At 64.0% G+C, this 17390-nt stretch carries 19 protein-coding genes; 12 read left to right on the top strand and 7 right to left on the bottom strand.

The window, feature by feature from the left end:
- Nucleotides 1-297 precede the first annotated feature (297 nt).
- The 6 genes from FOM02_RS40620 (at nt 298) to FOM02_RS40595 (ending at nt 5967) form a co-directional block, all read left to right on the top strand.
- On the top strand, nt 298-897 hold the full coding sequence (locus FOM02_RS40620) for a hypothetical protein (RefSeq protein WP_141263482.1): 600 nt from the start codon (nt 298-300) through the stop codon (nt 895-897).
- 311 nt (nt 898-1208) lie between these two features.
- On the top strand, nt 1209-2333 hold the full coding sequence (locus FOM02_RS40615; protein WP_051377966.1) for a Gfo/Idh/MocA family protein: 1125 nt from the start codon (nt 1209-1211) through the stop codon (nt 2331-2333).
- Nucleotides 2320-2979 (top strand): sugar transferase, encoded by a 660-nt coding sequence (locus FOM02_RS40610; RefSeq protein ID WP_035729934.1) that lies wholly within the window; start codon nt 2320-2322, stop codon nt 2977-2979. The genes FOM02_RS40615 and FOM02_RS40610 overlap by 14 nt, the downstream gene beginning before the upstream one ends.
- A 42-nt stretch (nt 2980-3021) precedes the next feature.
- Nucleotides 3022-4203, top strand: a complete 1182-nt coding sequence (locus tag FOM02_RS40605) for a DegT/DnrJ/EryC1/StrS family aminotransferase (protein ID WP_265442264.1) — start codon at nt 3022-3024, stop codon at nt 4201-4203.
- Nucleotides 4200-4949, top strand: a complete 750-nt coding sequence (locus FOM02_RS40600; protein ID WP_035729937.1) for an N-acetyltransferase — start codon at nt 4200-4202, stop codon at nt 4947-4949. Before FOM02_RS40605 ends, FOM02_RS40600 begins: the two co-directional genes overlap by 4 nt.
- A gap of 40 nt (nt 4950-4989) precedes the next feature.
- Nucleotides 4990-5967 carry a glycosyltransferase gene (locus FOM02_RS40595; RefSeq protein ID WP_347336546.1) on the top strand — a complete coding sequence of 326 codons (978 nt, stop codon included), beginning with the start codon at nt 4990-4992 and terminating at the stop codon, nt 5965-5967.
- A gap of 449 nt (nt 5968-6416) precedes the next feature.
- On the opposite strand, the gene FOM02_RS40590 is transcribed toward FOM02_RS40595, so the two are convergent.
- The 5 genes from FOM02_RS40590 to FOM02_RS40570 form a co-directional block, all read right to left on the bottom strand.
- Nucleotides 6417-6755: a polysaccharide deacetylase family protein gene (locus FOM02_RS40590; RefSeq protein WP_265442263.1), complete on the bottom strand. Its 339-nt coding sequence runs from the start codon at nt 6753-6755 to the stop codon at nt 6417-6419.
- Nucleotides 6709-7905 carry an MFS transporter gene (locus tag FOM02_RS40585; protein ID WP_265441021.1) on the bottom strand — a complete coding sequence of 399 codons (1197 nt, stop codon included), beginning with the start codon at nt 7903-7905 and terminating at the stop codon, nt 6709-6711. Before FOM02_RS40585 ends, FOM02_RS40590 begins: the two co-directional genes overlap by 47 nt.
- A gap of 165 nt (nt 7906-8070) precedes the next feature.
- A complete protein-coding gene (locus tag FOM02_RS40580; protein ID WP_027559689.1) occupies nt 8071-9096 on the bottom strand; it encodes an aldo/keto reductase in 1026 nt (341 codons plus the stop codon).
- Between the two features lie 116 nt (nt 9097-9212).
- Nucleotides 9213-9449, bottom strand: a complete 237-nt coding sequence (locus FOM02_RS40575; RefSeq protein WP_027559688.1) for a hypothetical protein — start codon at nt 9447-9449, stop codon at nt 9213-9215.
- 95 nt (nt 9450-9544) lie between these two features.
- Nucleotides 9545-10501, bottom strand: coding sequence for a helix-turn-helix domain-containing protein (locus tag FOM02_RS40570; protein ID WP_027559687.1), 957 nt, complete (start codon nt 10499-10501; stop codon nt 9545-9547).
- Between the two features lie 197 nt (nt 10502-10698).
- On the opposite strand from FOM02_RS40570, the gene FOM02_RS40565 reads away from it, so the two are divergent.
- Nucleotides 10699-11715 (top strand): carbon-nitrogen hydrolase family protein, encoded by a 1017-nt coding sequence (locus FOM02_RS40565; protein ID WP_027559686.1) that lies wholly within the window; start codon nt 10699-10701, stop codon nt 11713-11715.
- 28 nt (nt 11716-11743) lie between these two features.
- The gene (locus FOM02_RS40560; protein WP_027559685.1) at nt 11744-12781 is read left to right on the top strand and encodes a phenylacetaldoxime dehydratase family protein; all 1038 of its coding nucleotides are present in this window, start codon (nt 11744-11746) and stop codon (nt 12779-12781) included.
- Between the two features lie 97 nt (nt 12782-12878).
- Here FOM02_RS40560 and FOM02_RS40555 read toward each other — a convergent pair whose 3' ends face one another.
- Together FOM02_RS40555 and FOM02_RS40550 are read right to left on the bottom strand one after the other, a co-directional pair.
- On the bottom strand, nt 12879-13517 hold the full coding sequence (locus tag FOM02_RS40555; protein WP_027559684.1) for an HAD family hydrolase: 639 nt from the start codon (nt 13515-13517) through the stop codon (nt 12879-12881).
- 72 nt (nt 13518-13589) lie between these two features.
- Nucleotides 13590-14606 carry a TRAP transporter substrate-binding protein gene (locus tag FOM02_RS40550; protein WP_027559683.1) on the bottom strand — a complete coding sequence of 339 codons (1017 nt, stop codon included), beginning with the start codon at nt 14604-14606 and terminating at the stop codon, nt 13590-13592.
- Between the two features lie 39 nt (nt 14607-14645).
- Here FOM02_RS40550 and FOM02_RS40545 point away from each other — a divergent pair, with 39 nt between their 5' ends.
- The 4 genes from FOM02_RS40545 to tsaA all read left to right on the top strand — a co-directional run bounded on the left by FOM02_RS40545 (nt 14646) and on the right by tsaA (nt 17389).
- On the top strand, nt 14646-15668 hold the full coding sequence (locus tag FOM02_RS40545) for a transglycosylase SLT domain-containing protein (RefSeq protein WP_416207745.1): 1023 nt from the start codon (nt 14646-14648) through the stop codon (nt 15666-15668).
- Between the two features lie 70 nt (nt 15669-15738).
- On the top strand, nt 15739-16518 hold the full coding sequence (locus FOM02_RS40540; protein ID WP_265441019.1) for an AzlC family ABC transporter permease: 780 nt from the start codon (nt 15739-15741) through the stop codon (nt 16516-16518).
- Entirely contained in the window at nt 16515-16865 is a 351-nt protein-coding gene (locus tag FOM02_RS40535; RefSeq protein ID WP_027559680.1) for an AzlD domain-containing protein, read from the top strand. The genes FOM02_RS40540 and FOM02_RS40535 overlap by 4 nt, the downstream gene beginning before the upstream one ends.
- 32 nt (nt 16866-16897) lie before the next feature.
- Nucleotides 16898-17389 (top strand): tRNA (N6-threonylcarbamoyladenosine(37)-N6)-methyltransferase TrmO, encoded by a 492-nt coding sequence (gene tsaA, locus FOM02_RS40530; RefSeq protein ID WP_027559679.1) that lies wholly within the window; start codon nt 16898-16900, stop codon nt 17387-17389.
- The last annotated feature ends 1 nt before the right edge of the window (nt 17390 follow it).

Below are 17390 nucleotides of genomic sequence, written 5' to 3'. Positions count from 1 at the left end.
CGCACATACAGCATCGAGTTCAAACGCCAGGACAATCGCGAAGCCAAAGGGCCGGCCACAACGAATGCGATTGCGGCCGAAGACGCGTCACAAAGCCCTGATGAATTTGCGCGAAAGGAAAACGATCGCATATGACCTCAGCTTCTCCCGATGTGACCTGCCGGGCTCCGGTCTTCGGTCGGCCTTGAATGAGTTCCGGCGCTTCGGCAGCGGAGTCGTCGCCTTCAGCAACGAGTCAGGCTTATGTCTTTGCTTTGACATGACCGGGTGCGTGCCGGGCCCGTCGAGAGAACGGAGTTGCAGCTGCTGTTTGCCGCCAAGATTGATTGCCGCACTGCGGTGCTGCAAAGTCGCGATGCTCGCCGTCGTCTTGCTACTCTTTCCGCCTATCTGCTTGTCGGGCGGCGTTGCGACGCCGAGGCGCTGCCTTGGTTGGCTGGTGTCACCGAGCGCTTGCGATCTCGCAGCATCGCCGACCCTGCCGGTATCGATTCGCTCGCCGGAATTGCCGAGGCGGACGACGTTTGCGCGAAGCAGCGAACAAGGTCGGCCTTCAACGCCTTTCTGACCTACAAGCAAAGCTCGACGCCCGCGCCGCCGCTCGGGTGGTGGCGGAGCCGACGCCGCAGGTGCTCGGCGAAGGAATTGTCGCACTGCTCGAAGGACGAGGCCGCCCGCGAGCGTATGCGGAGCTACGGCCGGGAGCGCGCCGGCGACAGATTTCGCTGGGAGTTGAAAAGCGTTCCCTCCTCGCCGCCTATGCGAGCCTGGCGCCGAGGCGCGCACGATGACGCAGCTCGATCCGCGCGTGCGCATGCGAGGCAGCAGGGAAGATCAGTCGCTCTGCACGCGTCGGCACACACGATGCCGTATCGCGCGGATCAGCGACAATCGTGAGATGCGCGCAAAAACCGCACATCGTCGACCATCCAACTCGCTGCGTCGCACAAGCGCTAGCGGTTGCCCCCACCCCGCGTGGCTCGCGGCTCAAAGCCAGGTCCCTTGTACCACTGGAAAACCAGAGCTTTTTGGGCGGCCTTGCGCCGGTATTTGACCGGCCGATTAATCACTTTGGCCATGGCTACAGCTGCGTGGCGCGGGGGTGTACCCCAAAAGAGCGTAGATCATTACCCGTGTGCTTCAGCAGCGCGCGCGCTCAATCGGCTATCTTGAATGGAGCGCACGTTAACGGCCTTCAAGGAGCCAACATGGCGAATAACCATGATCGTGAGGACGCCGAAATCCAGATCGCGAACGACGGCCCGTCGCTCGCGGTCATCGGTTGCGGTTACTGGGGTGCGAAACACATCCGTGTCGCCTGCGATATACGCGGCGCAAGGATGGCGATGGCCGTTGATCCGCGACCTGACAGGTTGGAATATATCCGCTCACAGTATCCTTCTGTCGCCGTTTCGCGCGACATCAGCAACGCACTGAACAACCCTTCAATAGACGCAGTCATTCTTGCTACGCCCGTAGAGACGCACTTTGAATTAGCACGGGCGGTGCTCCAGGCCGGAAAGCACGTGCTCGTCGAGAAGCCGTTGGCCATGAAAAGTGCGGAATGCCGCGAGCTGAATGCGATTGCCGAACAGCACAAGCGCGTTCTCATGGTCGGGCACACGTTCGAATATCATCCGGCTGTGACTGCCATGCGCCAGATGATTCAGAGCGGCTCTCTTGGCGAGCTTTATTACATCGACTCGAGGCGCCTGAATCTCGGTCTCTACCGGCAAGACGCCAATGTCCTTTGGGACTTGGCGCCACACGACCTTTCGATCATCCACTTCCTACTGGAGGAGGTCGCGCAAAACATCGGCGCTTGGGGTTGCTCGCACGTTCTACCCGGCGTTGAGGACGTTGTATATGCCAAGCTGGGGTTTAAGAGCGGCCCGACCGCTCATGTGCATGTTTCCTGGTTGGACCCGGTCAAAGTGCGCCAGATCACGATCGTCGGAAGCGATGCCATGCTGGTGTTCGACGACGTACAGCCGTCCGAGAAGGTGCGCGTCTACCAGAAGCGCTTCAGGCCGCAAATAAACGGCGACTCCTACGCCGACTTCCAGTCAGCCTATCATCATGGCGACGTTCATATCCCCGCGATATCCAGCACCGAACCGCTCAAACTCGAGATACTCGACTTCGTCAATGCGATCGTGACCGGGGAACGGCCTCGCGCGGATGGATTGCATGGACTGCGCGTTGTCGAAGCGCTCGAGGCGGCATCGGCGTGTCTACGGCGCAAGCACCAACGCCGTACCAACGGTAAGGATCAACCGGCTTTTCGGCGGCGGAACGTGTTGGTGGGAGGTCCCGAAATTGCCGTCACATGAGGCCACGCGACGGAATGCGGTTCTGCGGGAATTTGGAAAACGGGCGCTCGACGTCGCGATCAGCGTTCCTGCGATCGTGGTGCTGACTCCTGTCTTCATAGGGATATGGATAGCAATCCATCTCGACAGTCCCGGACCTGCAGTCTTCTGCCAACGTAGGATCGGGCGAGACGAAAAGCCGTTCAACTGCTTCAAATTCCGAACGCTTCATCACAACGCCGACCAAAACGTCCATCGCGAGGCGATCCGGCGCGCTTTTGCGAAGGAACCACTCTCGAACGATCCCGATGCCCCGTACAAGCTGACAGACGATCCTCGCGTGACGCGCGTGGGGAGACTGCTGCGGAGAACCAGCCTCGACGAGCTGCCTCAACTCCTCAACGTATTGAGGGGCGAAATGAGCATTGTCGGTCCGCGGCCAGCGATTCCATATGAACTCGAACACTTCCGGGATTGGCACCATAAACGTCACATTGTGAAGCCCGGCATCACTGGAATTTGTCAGGTCCGCGGCCGGGGTCGTATCTGCCCCGAGGCCATGCTCGAGATGGATGTCGAGTACGCAATGAATTGGACGTTTTGGACCGACCTGAAGTTGATCGCGCTGACTGTTCCCGCGGTTCTGTGGGGGCGCGGTGCCCGATGAGGTTCTCGAGTGAAAGAGCCGGATTCCCATGAGGTTAAACAAATGCAAATTCCGTTCGTTAATCTCAAAGCGCAATATGAGACGCTAAAGGACGAGGTAGCTGAAGCAATACAGGGCATCCTAGACTCCGCGCAGTTCATAGGCGGCGAGGCGCTTGCCTCGTTCGAAAGAGACTTCGCTGAGTATTGCCAGGCGCGCCATGCGCGCGGCGTGGCGAACGGCACCGACGCGCTTCATCTGGCGATACGAGCCTTAGGTATTGGCCATGGCGACGAGGTGATCACAACCGCCCACACCTTCATCGCCACCGCGGCCGCCATCGCCGCGACGGGAGCGCGGCCCGTGTTCGTTGATATCGATCCTGATACCTGCACCATCGATCCGAGGATGATCGATCGCGCGATAACGGATCGTACAAAGGCAATCGTCGCAGTCCATCTCTTCGGCCAGCCTGCTGATATGGATCCAATCAAGGACATCGCACGACGCCGCGGCCTCTACGTGCTAGAGGACGCGGCCCAGGCGCACGGAGCGGAATATCAGGGAGTCCGAACGGGGGCGCTCGGCGATGTCGCATGTTTCTCGTTTTACCCGGGGAAGAACCTCGGCGCCTACGGCGACGGCGGAGCGGTAACCACCAACAATGCTGCGATTGCCGAGCGGATCGAACGACTGCGTGACCACGGTCGAACCAGCCACTACAGCCACGCCGAGATCGGGTTCAACAGCCGGCTCGATGCCCTCCAGGCGGCAATCCTGCAGGTCAAGCTTCGGCGCCTGGATGAATGGAACGCCAATCGGCGGCGCGCTGCAGAGTGGTACACCGCGGAGTTGGCGCAGTCGGGGATCAAGACGCCGTTCGTTCGAAAGGGATCGACGCACGTCTACCACTTGTATGTGATCGCCACGAAAGAGCGGGACGCAATACGCAAAACGCTGGACGAGGCCGGCGTGGCGACCGGGATCCATTATCCGGTGCCGCTCCACCTACAGCCTGCTTTCGTTCATCTCGGCTACAGGCTGGGCGACCTGCCGTACTGCGAAGCGATGGCCGCTCAGTCACTGTCCCTGCCCATGTTTCCCGAGCTTGCACGCGACCAGGTGCGCCGTATCGCCGCGATTGTGCGCGCTGCGACCGAGCAGGACAGCCAGCAGGAATTGCAGCGGGAGTCACCGTATTCGCCCGCCGCGCAGCGCGCCGAGACCGCGAAGGAGCTGCGATGACGCGAATCAGTGCATGGGCGATTGTCGAGACCGCAGCGATCGGTGAGGCGGTGACGATCGCCGAGTTCGCCGTGGTGCGACCTAATGTTACGATTGGCAACGGAGTGATCATTCACCCGCATGTCGTGATTGAAAGCGGCGCAAGGATCGGAGACAACGTCGAAATATTTCCGGGAGCCTATATCGGCAAGGCGCCCAAAGGGGCCGGCGCATTGTCGCGCCCGCCGCGTTTTGAGGCCTGGGTCGATATCGGCGCTGATTGTTCTGTTGGACCGCACGCGGTAATTTTCTACGACGTCTTGGTCGGCGCGGGCACTCTGATTGGTGACGGCGCCTCAATCCGTGAACAATCACGGATCGGCTCGAAGAGCGTCATCGGGCGTTACGTCACGGTCAATTACAACACGCGCATCGGTGATCGCGTTCGGGTGCAGGATCACACCTGGTTGGCGGGGAATATGACGATCGAAGATGACGTGTTCATTTCGGGCTGCGTCGGCACTTCGAACGACAATGCGATCGGGCGCAACGGCTACGACGGTTCGCCCATGCTAGGGCCGCACATCGCGCGCGGCGCCGCGATCGGCCTGGGAGCCAACTTGCTGCCAGGCGTCAGAATCGGCATTGGCGCCATCGTCGGCGCCGGCGCCGTGGTGACGAGGGACGTGCCCGACAGTTCGCTCGTGATGGGCGTCCCGGCGGAGGTCCGACGACGGCTCAAAGAGGTTGGCGGCGCAGATCTGTGACTTGTTAGCAGCTCGTGCCAACGTCGAGGGAGCACCAATCGTGCGGATACTCTGTGTCACCAACATGTATCCGAGTCCAGACAGACCGGGCTCCGGCGCCTTCGTATGCCATCAGGTAGAGCAGCTGCGGCGGTTCGGCCACACGGTCGACGTGATCGACATTCTCGGATCCCAGTCCAAGATGAATTACTTGCGGTGCGCTCTTGACGTCATGCGAATGACTCGCGCGGTGGCATATGACGTCGTCCATGCGCATTACGGCTATTCGGCATATCCTGCAATGTTTCGTTCGAAGGCGCCACTCGTGATCACGCTACACGGGACCGACGTGCTCGGAAGTGCCTTTGAAAGGCTGTGCACGCATGCTGTGTCGCATTTCGCCGATGCCATCATCGTCGTTTCCGAGGGGCTGCGAAAGCGGATTCCGGGAATCGTGATTCCCTGCGGGGTCGACCTTGGCGTATTCAGGCCGTACGATCGCGACAAAGCACGAGCGCGGCTGCAATGGCCAACAGACAAGTATATCGTTCTGTTTCCGTTTGATCCGGCTCGCCGTGAGAAGAGATATGATCTCGCGCGAGCGTCAGTCGAGCGGCTCGTGCAGGAGGGCGTCGACGCGGAATTGATGACGGTTTTCAATATGGCGAACGGCGAAATGCCGTGGTGTTACAGCGCCGCCGACGCCATGCTCCTCTGCTCGGATCGTGAAGGGTCGCCGACCTCCATCAAGGAAGCTCTCGCGTGTAACCTTCCGGTGGTTGCGACGAAGGTCGGCGACGTTGGCGAGCTTCTAAGCGGCATCGCGGGAACGCGAATCTGTCCGCCGGACGTCGGCACGATTGCCCGCAACCTTCGAGAGGTTTTTGACTGGTCGCGGAGCAGCGAGTTCCGAGGGCGAGCGGCGATGGCGAGGTACGATCAGGTCGTCACGGTGGAGAAGATCGTCGAGGTATATGCCGACGTTCTCTCCAACTTCAGGGCAAAGGCAGTGGACAGGCGTTTGCTGCGCAGCGGATGATCATATTGAGACGGCATGGATCTTCACCGGCGAACGCAGCAGCTCGCGGCTGGGATCGAGGCAGCGTTGGTTTCGAAACGAGCGCGCTCGTTCATTCGCTCATGTAACCCGGCGACCTATCCCTTGGCCGGCTCTAGACCAACGGCCATCGATCGAGCGAAGGACGGCACGGTTGAAGGCCGGGGCACTCCCGCACACACCGGTGCCTTGTTGGACTTAAAGGCACGTTGCTTCATCCAGGATCACTTTCCGCCGCTGCGGCCTCTGCAGCGGCGATCGCCTCAACGGTGGCGGGCGCCCTCCCCTAAGACGTGCGGCGGTGTCAGCGCGCTGTCGGCCGAGTCAGGTGCGAAGCTTCTTTCGACGAATGACGACGTGATCGTTTCGCGAGAAGCGCCTGCACTGCCAACTGTACCCCGCTTAATCGAGCAGCAACGGAAGCTTCTGTGTCATTGCACTGCCAACTGTACCCCGCTTAATCGAGCAGCAACGGAAGCTTCTGTGTCATACGTACTGTCCACCCCAATGCGGGGAAGCGCGAATGGGTCGAGACGATCGCCGGTTAGCTGATCGTGTCGTGTTGTTACGGCGCTCGCGTATCCCGCTTCGTTGGCGAGATACTCCTCTCGCAGACCGCACGCGCCGGGGGTTCCATAAGGATAAGCGAGGTGCCTGACAGGCAACTGAAGTAGATTCTCCAGATAGTTCCGATTATCGATCAGTTCGGCTCGCGCTGAGGTCTCATCCAGGTCTGAGAGCGCTCGATGTGAGGTCGTGTGCCCGCCAATCGACGCGAGAGGATGACGCGCCAGACTTTGGAGCTCGCCCGGATCCAGGAAATACCGCGATGTCGAAGGCGCCGGGCTCGGCCGGCAGCATGGCGAGCGAGGCGAGCCCGCCTGCGAACAGCAAGAGGCCAATGCCGCCGAGCAGGCCGGCCGGGTAGTGCTCGACCAGCCGCCCGGCGAGCGGGGCGGCGAACGCAACCGTGATCGGCCAGGGCGTGATCAATAGCCCCATATGCACGGCCGAATAGCCGAAGCGGCTTTGCAGGTAGAACGGGATCGCGACGAAGGCGAGCATCTGGGCGCAGAAGGAGGCGATCGAGGTCGCGATCGACAGCGCGAAGATCGGGATGCGCAGCAGATCAACCGGCAGCAGCGGCGCGGCCATATGCGTCTCGCGCCAGATCAGGGCGGCGCCCGCGACCGCGGCGATGGCGAATTCGATCAGGCAGGTGAGAAGCGGCTCGCCATGGCCGACGCTGTCGACCGCGAAAATGCCGACGCCGAAGGTGACGGCGCTCAGCCCCGCGCTCTGCCAGTCGAACGAATGCGCCGCGAGGCGCGTGTGCGGCAGGCACCGCGCCCCGAGGACAACCGCGACCGCACCGATCGGCACGTTGATCGCGAACATCCAGGGCCAGCTGCCCACGGCCAGGATGCCCGATGCCAGCGTCGGCCCGACCGCCGCCGATACCGCCACGACGAGCGCGTTGCGCGCAATGCCGCGCCCGAGCAGCGCATGCGGATAGGTAAAGCGCACCAGCGCGGTGTTGACGCTCATGATGCCGGCCGCGCCAAAACCCTGGATGATGCGCGCGATCGTCAGCATCGGCAGCGATTGCGCGACCGCGCAAAACGCGGAGGCGATGGTGAACAGTGCAAGTCCGGCCAGGTAGACGCGCCGGTAGCCCACGATCTCGCCGAGCGAGGCGAGCGGCAGCAGCGAGATGGTGATGGCGAGCTGGTAGCCGTTGACGATCCAGATCGAGAAGGCCGGGCTCGCCTTGAGGTCGGCCGCGATGGTCGGCAGCGCCACATTGGCGATGGCGCCGTCAATCACGGACATCGTGATGCCGAGCGCGATGGTGAGAATGGCCCATCGGCGCTGCGGCAGCGGCAGGCCGTCGGCCTGCTCGATCGTGACTGTCGACATTGTGAGCGGCGTCTGGTTTGGCGAATCAAACGTGCCAGCTGGCGGAGTATTGCGCCAACCGGACAGGACCGCGATAGTTCCGCAACCGGTCTCCACGACCGGCGTGGTCATCTTGCGCCAGATGTAGAGCTCAATAAGCCCGCGCCGAGGCAGATCGACCGGCTGCTAGACCGCCGGTGGATTACGGTCCGTGAAGGTCACGCGCTGGTGCCAATAGGGATAGGGTAGCGTCACCTTGCTCGCCTCATCGAGCTTGGCGATCTGGTCCTTGGTCAGCGACCAGCCGACCGCGCCGAGATTCTCGCGCAGCTGCGCCTCGTTGCGCGCGCCGATGATCAGTGTCGACACCGTCGGACGCTGGAGCAGCCAGTTCAGCGCGATCTGCGACACGCTCTTGCCGGTTTCCTTCGCGACCTCGTCGATCGCATCGACCACGCGATAGACGTGCTCGTCCGGCACGGGCGGACCAAACTCGGCCGTCTTGGGCAGGCGGCTCACCTCGGGCTTCGGCTGGCCGCGGCGGATTTTTCCGGTGAGGCGTCCCCAGCCGAGCGGCGACCAGACAACGGCGCCGAGCCCCTGGTCGAGGCCGAGCGGCATCAGCTCCCATTCGTAGTCGCGTCCGATCAGCGAATAGTAGGTCTGATTTGCGACGTAGCGCGGGAAGCCGTGCTTGTCGGCGACTGACAGCGATTTCATCAGGTGCCAACCCGAAAAATTCGAGACGCCGACATAGCGGATCTTGCCGGCGCGCACGAGCACATCGAGGGTGCTGAGCACCTCCTCGGGCGGCGTGAAGGCGTCGAAGCCGTGGAGCTGGAACAGGTCGATGTAATCGGTGCCGAGCCGGCTCAGCGAGGCGTCGATGGCGGTGAGCAGATGCTGCCGCGACGAGCCGATGTCGTTGGGGCCATCGCCGAAGCGGAACGTCGCCTTGGTCGAGACCAGCACCTTGTCGCGGCGGCCCTTGATGGCTTCGCCGAGAACGCGCTCGGATTCGCCGAGCGAATAGACGTTCGCGGTGTCGAACATCGACACGCCAGCCTCGAGGCAGATATCGAGAAGACGCCGCGCTTCGGTTGCGTCCGTCGTGCCCCAGGCGGCAAGGCGGCCGACGCCGCCGAACGTGCCGGTCCCAAGACTCAAAGCGGGCACCATGAGGCCTGACCGGCCCAAGCGTCGGTATTCCATTGATCTGCTCCTCGGCCGGCCGCTGATTGATCAGTGCGGCCTTGGGGTGCAATGGTAATGCAAGTACGCGCGCTGTCCTACGCCACGCTCACATACCGGCCTTGCTTGGAAACGGCCTAGTCGTGCAGACGCATGTCATCGAGTGCGGCATCGGCAACGCGTGGACCGGGCGTCTTTGCCGAAGACTGCGCCTCGACCTGTGTCGCGGCCGCCGGAAAACAGGCGACTTCGGTGTCACGCGCCTGCCGCGGCAGGAGCGTCAGGCTCCAGCCCACCAGGACGAGGACTGCGAGCCGGATCGCGATCACACCCAGCAGCAGCTCAGATCCGCTTATCGTGCCGTGAGTCCTCATGTGGGCCAGCCTGATCCAGGCTGCGAGGCAAGACAATCTGGAATTGGCGAGCATTGCCTTCGCTTACGGCGAAGGCTCGAGGTGATGGCTGACCGTCAGTGCCGCAGCTGGCTCTGCCGGAAGTCGCGCGGCGACATCCCAAAATGCTCACGGAAGACGCGGCCGAAATGCGAGAGGTCGTTAAAGCCCCAGGCAAACGCGATCTCGCTGATGTGGCGGTGCGCAAGCACGGGCGAAGCGAGGTCGCGCCTGCATTGGGCGAGACGCTCGGCAAGCACATAGCGCTGGAACGACATGTCCTCGTCGGCGAGCAGATCGTTGACGTAGCGCGGCGAGATGCCGAGTGCGGCGGCGGTTTCCGCCGGCGAGAGTTCGGGATCGGAGAGGCGCGCGCGGATGTGCGCCTTCAGCCGGTAGAGCAGGGCGGAACGGTGAGTCGAGGACGGCAGGGATGCCTTGCCAAGCCGTTCGCTCAGTGCCATCGCCAACAGATCGACGGCCTGCTCCGACAAGGCCGCGGCATGATCCGGCGCAAGCTGGTCCGCGCTCTGGCAAAGCCGGAAGATGAAATCGTACGCCAGCCTCTCCAGCGGTGCGTCAGCCCCGAACGACATCGCAGTGAGCGTCTCGGTGGCGCCGAGTCGCCGCTGCAACATCTCGCGCGGCACCTTGAAGATGGTCTGCGTGAAGGCGTCGTTGAACTTCAGCTCATAGGGCCGCGTGGTGTCGTAGAGCGCGAATTCGCCGGGATGGATCACGGTCTCGCGGCCGTCCTGCACCACGCCGCCGTGACCGCGGTTGCCGAGCGCGACGAGCACGAAATCCTGATCCGAACGCGCGATGCGCGAGGGCGTGCGGAACACGTGCTGGCGGTCGGAGCAGACCTCCGAGCACACCGCCTTGCCGAGCGGGGCCTGCGTGACCGAGCCGCGAAAGGCGCTGCCGAGATCGGACTTGCAGTCGAGCCCGACGAAGACGTCGCAGACGATGTCCTGCCACAGCGCCAGCCGCCGGTAGCCGGGGCTGCCGTCTGTCGTGAACTGGATTGGCATCGGCAAGCCTCCCTTTCACATCCTGCAAAACTGCATGCTGGCGCGGATCGAGCCTTGGCGGAGGCAAATTCCGTACCGGGTCGGCGCTTCCGTCCAGTCGAGTTTTTGTTCCGCCGCGGTCGAGCGCGCGGCCGCCCGGCTTGGCCAAATAGACTGCATCGGACGTGGCTTCCGATCAACCGGCAATGGAGGCGGGAATGGGCATCGAACATCCGAAATACAAGGTGGCGGTGGTGCAGGCGGCGCCGGTCTGGCTCGATCTCGACGGCTCGATCGACAAGTCGGTCGCGCTGATCAGGGAGGCCGCCGAGAAGGGCGCCAAGCTGATCGCCTTTCCCGAGGCCTTCATACCCGGCTATCCCTGGCACATCTGGATGGACTCGCCGGCCTGGGCGATCGGCCGCGGCTTCGTGCAGCGCTATTTCGACAATTCGCTGGCCTATGACAGTCCGCAGGCCGAGCGGCTGCGCGAGGCCGTGCGGAAAGCGCGGCTCACCGCTGTGATCGGCCTGTCCGAGCGCGACGGCGGCAGCCTCTATCTCGCGCAATGGCTGATCGGGCCCGACGGCGAGACCATCGCAAAGCGCCGCAAGCTGCGGCCGACCCATGCCGAGCGCACGGTCTATGGCGAGGGGGACGGCAGCGATCTTGCTGTCCACGCGCGGCCCGACATCGGGCGCCTGGGGGCGCTGTGCTGCTGGGAGCATCTCCAGCCGCTGTCGAAATACGCGATGTATGCCCAGAACGAGCAGGTGCATGTCGCGGCCTGGCCGAGCTTCTCGCTCTACGATCCGTTCGCGCCAGCGCTCGGGGCGGAGGTCAACAACGCGGCCTCGCGCGTCTATGCGGTCGAAGGCTCCTGCTTCGTGCTCGCGCCTTGCGCGACCGTCTCGCAGGCGATGATCGACGAGCTCTGCGACCGGCCCGACAAGCACGCGCTGCTGCATGCCGGCGGCGGCTTTGCCGCGATCTACGGCCCCGACGGCAGCCAGATCGGTGACAAGCTGGCGCCGGACCAGGAGGGCCTCTTGATCGCCGAGATCGATCTCGGAGCCATCGGTGTCGCCAAGAATGCGGCTGATCCCGCCGGGCACTATTCGCGGCCGGACGTGACGCGGCTCCTGCTCAACAGCAAGCCCTACAAGCGCGTCGAGCAGTTTGCACTGCCGGTCGATACCGTCGAGCCCACGGACATCGGCGCGGCGGCGAGCTGATCGCCGAGAGCAAGGGGAGAGCACGATCATGGAATCCGCAATTCCTCTGCATCTCGAAACGGCGCGTACGCGCCACAAGCGCGTGCCTGATGACTACCAGCCGCCATATCCGTCCTTCGTGGCGCGCTACAAGCCGGCCGTGAGCCGCGTCGTGATGGCCTATTTCGGTATCCAATATCGCGGCACGGCGCCGGCGGCCGCAACAGCGGCGCTGGAAGACATCGCCGGGCTCTTCGTGGAGAACGGCCCACCGCATTGGGACCGCGCGCATTATGTCGACCAGGCCGGCTACGAGACCATCGTCTCGGTGGCCTATTGGGACGACGTCGCGCGCTTCGACGCCTGGTTTGCGCCGGCGCGCGAGGCCTGGACTGGAAAGCCGCGCGAAGGCATCGGCACCTTCATCGAGGTGCTGCGTCCTGCCGTCGCGCGGCACGAGACGCTGTTCTCCTCGCCCGACCGGCCCGAAGGCGTCGCCGTCATCGCAGGCGGCATGAGCGGCGAGATACAGGAGCACGCTTATTGGGGCGGCATGCGCGATCGCATTCCGCTGTCGCAGACCGATCCGATGTCGCCGGGCGGTGCGCCTGAGCTGATCCGCGATGGCGCGCGACTCCGCGTCAAGGCACACGATAATCTGTGCCTGATCCGCTCGGGGCAGGACTGGAGCGATACCGAGGCGTCCGAGCGGAAGCTCTATCTCGACGACGTCGAGCCGGTGCTGCGTGAGGGCATGGATTTTCTGCGCGACGACGGCCTTGGCATCGGCTGCTACGCCAACCGCTACATGCGCGTGCTCGCGGATGACGGCAGCGCGAGCGAAAAGTCCTACGGCCAGAGCTGGTGGAAGAGCCTCGCTGCGCTCGAGCGCTGGGCGGAGTCGCATCCGACCCATGTCAGGATCTTCGGCGCCGCGATGAAATACCTCTCGACGCTCGGGCCGTCAGCCAAGCTGCGGCTTTATCACGAGGTCACGGTGGCTGCCGCGGACGAGCAGTTCTTCGAGTATCGGAACTGCCACGCGAGGACCGGCATGCTTGCGGCGGTGGAAACCGTCAGCGCCTAAAGCGCGATGAGATTAGGATGAATCGTCATCGCGCTTTAGCTTATTGTTTGAGCATGATCTTTTCGGAAAACCGCTGCGCACTTTTCCGGATCATGCTTTAGGCCACGCAGTGGCCGAGCAGCTCGGGATGCGCGGCGCAGATGTGATGCGCGCCGGCATCCCGCAGCTCGGCCTCGCTGCCATAGCCGTAGAGCACACCGATCGCGGTCATGCCGTTGGTGCGCGCGCCGACCACGTCATGGCTGCGGTCGCCGATCATGATCGCATCGGCGGGATCGACCTTGGCCTCGTCGAGCGCATAGCGCAGCAGGTCGCGCTTGTCGACGCGCGTGCCGTCGAGCTCGGAGCCGAACACGCGCTCGAAATAGGGCCGCAGGCCGAAATGATCGACGATGCGGGTGGCATAGACTGCCGGCTTGCTGGTCGCCACGAACATGCGCTGATGCGTCGCGGCAATCGAGGACAATGTGTCCTTGATCCCGCCATAGGCCTCGTTCTCGAACAGGCCGACATCGCTGAAGCGCTCGCGATAAAGCAGGAGCGCGCGGTCGGCGAGTTCCGAGCTGCCGGTGAGCTTCTCCAAGCTGGCATGCAGGGGCGGGCCGATGCACCAGGTCAGCTCGTCCTCGCTCGGCACCGCGACGTTCAGCCGCTCCAGGGCGTACTGGATCGAGCGGGTGATCCCGGGTTTCGGGTTGGTCAGCGTGCCGTCAAGATCAAAATAGATTGTTTGCATCCGGGCCCGTCCCCTTGGGGTAAGACGGGTCCGTTGCTAGTCGGATCAGGCGTCAAGTCAAGGCCCGTCGCGTCATTGCTGCCGGGCCCATGCGACGATCGCTGCGGCGTCTGGACCGGCCTGGGCTTCCCAGGTGGCGATCGTGCCGGTCGCGGCGTTGCGGAGCGCTCCGATGAGAGATTGCGGCGCGGGCTCGGCGATGGTGACGCCGTTGTCGCGCATGCGCGCGTAATTTTCGGCGGTGCGATGGGCGAGCAGCGCGAACTGGCTCTGCTCGGTCTCGGCCGCGGCCGCCATCACCTCGCGCTGCATCGGCTCGGACAGCTCCGCGAACGCTTCGCTGCGGACGAAGGCGATCGAGATCGGCATCGCATAATTGATGGCCGTGAAATGCGGCAGGAAGTCCCAGAGCTTGCGTCCCGCACCGCCATCGCCGGAGGTGAGGAAGGCGTTCAGCTGGTGTTCCTTCAGTCCGGCGAGCGCCTTGTCCATCGGTAGGAACTGCGCATTGGCGCCGGCGGTGCGCATCACCGCGCTGGAATTGGCGTCGTAGGCGCGCAAATTCAGCTTCGGCAAATCGTCGGCGCCGCCGAGCGCATGATCGGACCAGAGGCCCGTCGCCGGCCAGATCGTCACATAGAGCAGCTTCAGCCCGCGAGTGGCGAACGCCTTCTCGTAGAGCGTGCGGGCCCGCGCATTGGTGGCGCGCGCGACGTCGACCGATTGCACCAGGAAGGGCAGGGTGGACAGGCCGAGCACCGGGTCGAGGCCGGACAGCGCGCCCGCAAAGGCATCGCCACCGGCGATGCGGCCATCCAGCGCCGCTCGCGGCATCTCGCCTGAATTGATCTTGAGCTCGTTGTCGAACGCGCTCGTCACAGTCACGAAACCGTTTGTGCGCACTGCGACGCGATCGGCGAAAGTGGTGAGGCCAATGCCGGAAATGTTGTTTTGCGGGTATTCGGTGGTCATCCGCCAGCTGACTTGCGCCAGTGCCGGCGCGGCGGACAGGACGAGGGCGGCTAGGGCCAGGATCGCGCGGATCCGTTTGGCGGGGGAGTGCATTGGGAGAAACAGGTCAGGCAGCATATATTGGCAACTCGTCGAACCATGGCACGATGCCACAACATGGCGGATCATCTTGTCGCATGTGGCGCCGGTAGGCGCCACAGCGTTGCTTGGGCAGAGTTGGCGCGAATTGCGTCAATCCTCGTTGTCGCGCTGCTCGTCCCGACGTCGCAGGCGGCGGCGTGGGACAGCTCGCCGGCAAAGACCAATGTCGCTGTTCCCAGCGTCGAGGAGCTTGCGATGCCGCCGCCAAAGCCGGCGGATGCGCGCGAGAGTCACACGCGGGAATCGATCTGCCTGATCGTCGAAGCTGCGGCCCGCGATGCCAACCTGCCGCTGGAGTTCTTCGCCCGCGTGATCTGGCAGGAGAGCCGCTTCCAGGCCGATGCGGTGGGGCCGATGACGCGTAGCGGCGAGCATGCCCAGGGGATCGCGCAGTTCATGCCGGGCACCGCGAGCGAGCGCGGGCTGCTCAATCCCTTCAATCCTGTCCAGGCGCTGCCGAAGTCGGCCGAATTCTTGAACGAGCTGCGGAACCAGTTCGGCAATCTCGGCCTCGCGGCCGCCGCCTACAATGCCGGCCCGCGTCGGGTGCAGGAATGGCTCGCCGGCACCGGCGGCATGCCGGAGCAGACCCGCAACTATGTCTATGCCATCACCGGCGCGAGCGTCGATGCATGGGCCAAGGCCGGCAGCACCGGCAAGGGGCCGCCGAGCTCGCCGCCGACCAGCTGCCGCGATCTGATGGCGCTGCTCAAGCGCGCGCCAAATCCGTTCGTCGCCGAGCTCGAGCAGCATGTGGAGCTCGCCGCCGCAAAGATCTGGGGCGTGCAGCTCGCGGCCGGCTTCGACCGCAACAAGGCGCTGGCGATGTATTCCCGGGCCGTCACGAAGCTGAGCGCCGTGATCGGCGAGCGTGATCCGAGCCTGCTGAGCTCGGTGATGCGCAGCCGTGGCACGCGCGCGTTCTACCAGGTGCGCATCGGCGCGGACACCCGCAACGAGGCGGATGATCTGTGCAATAAGATCCGCAAGGCCGGCGGCGCCTGCTTCGTGCTGAAGAACCGGGGCGTGAGCGGGTAGGTCTGCTGTCTCCCCGCGCATGCCAGCCCCGCCGCGTGCTTCCTTGACGCGGGCCGCCGCATTGCCCGTTATGCAGGCACGATTCCGCAACCTCGCCGGCCGCTCCTTCGGTGCGCTTCCTCCACTCGATTCCCCTCAATGGCAAAGTCCCTGGCGCGCCTTCGGCTGGGGGCTGCGCTCGATCATGCAGACGATCCTCACGCTCGTCCTGTTCGCGACCTATCTGGGCATCGGCGCGCTCGCCCATGACAGCCATTTCAGCCTGCTGTGGGCGCTCTGCTCGACGCTGTTCGTCTGGGCAGGTCCGGCGCAGATCATCCTGATCACCACGCTCGGGTCGGGTGCGACCATCATCCAGTCGGCGATCGCGGTGACCGTCAGCGCCATCCGCCTGTTTCCCATGGTGGTCTCGGTGCTGCCGCTGATGCGCACGCCGACGACCAAGCGGCGGGAGCTGTTCTTTGCGGCGCATCTCACCGCCGTGACGCTGTGGGTCGAGTGCCATCGCTTCCTGCCGCAGGTGCCGCGCGAGCGGCGGATCGCCTTCGTCAACGGGCTTGGCTTCGGTCTGGTCTCGGTGTGCCTCACCGCCAACACGGTCGGCTATTTCCTCGCCGCCAACCTGACGCAGACGCTGGGCGCGGCGATCCTGATGCTGACGCCGCTGTCGTTCCTGTTCTCGACCGCGCGCAACAGCCGTGAGGTCGCCGACGTCGTTGCGCTGGCGCTCGGGGTTCTACTCTATCCGCTGGCCGCGAAGATGAACTCCGGGCTCGACATCCTCGTCAGCGGCCTTGTGGCCGGCACCATCGCCTATGGCGTGCATTGGTGGCGCGAGGTGCGCGCATGAGCTACGCGCAGCTCATCGGCGACTGGCATGCGCTCGTCGTGCTGTTCGTCGCCGGCGTCGTTCCCAACCAGATCTGGCGCATGCTGGGCCTGTGGTTCGGTGGCGGCATCGACGAGGGTTCGGAGTTGCTGGTCTGGGTGAGGGCGGTCGCGACCGCGATCCTGGCCGGCGTCATCGCCCAGATCGTGGTCCAGCCGCCGGGCGCGCTGGCCAGCGTGCCGGATGCCTTGCGCTACGGTGCGGTCGGCGCCGGCCTCATCGTCTTCCTGCTGACCCGCCGCTCGATTTTCGCGGGCGTGGTGACGGGCGAACTCTTCATGCTGGCCGGCAAATGGTGGTTGGGCTAAAACCGCCGGTGAACAGCCAAGGAACTGGAAATATGGTTCGCGAAAACGAGCTCCGCGAGGGCGAGGTCGCCATCGAGCTGCCGCCTGTGGAGGATGCCGGCCTCGTCTTCATCGGCCGCATCCGTACGCCCTGGACCTCGCGGCTGGAGACGCCGCGGCAGGGGCGTCATGACGGCCCGATCTGCCGGCTCGAGATTTTTGAGCCGTTCGTGCCCGCGATCAAGGGCGTCGATTTCTACAGCAATCTCGAAGTGCTGTACTGGCTCGACAAGTCGCGCCGCGACATCGTTCTGCAAAGCCCGAAGAACAACGAGAAGACCCGCGGTACCTTCTCGCTGCGCTCGCCGGTGCGGCCCAATCCGATCGGCACCTCGATCGTGAAGCTGGTCGGCATCGAGGGAAATACGATTCTGGTGCGCGGCCTCGACTGCATCGACAACACGCCGCTGATCGACATCAAGCCCGATCGCTGCGAATTCACCCCGCTGGCCGCGCCGCAGCCGGGGGACTTTCAGACGGAATGAG

Origin of the sequence: Bradyrhizobium sp. SEMIA (assembly GCF_014844175.1) — a bacterium.
Taxonomy (GTDB): Bacteria; Pseudomonadota; Alphaproteobacteria; order Rhizobiales; family Xanthobacteraceae; genus Bradyrhizobium; species Bradyrhizobium arachidis.
This window is presented reverse-complemented; position numbering and strand designations above follow the sequence as displayed.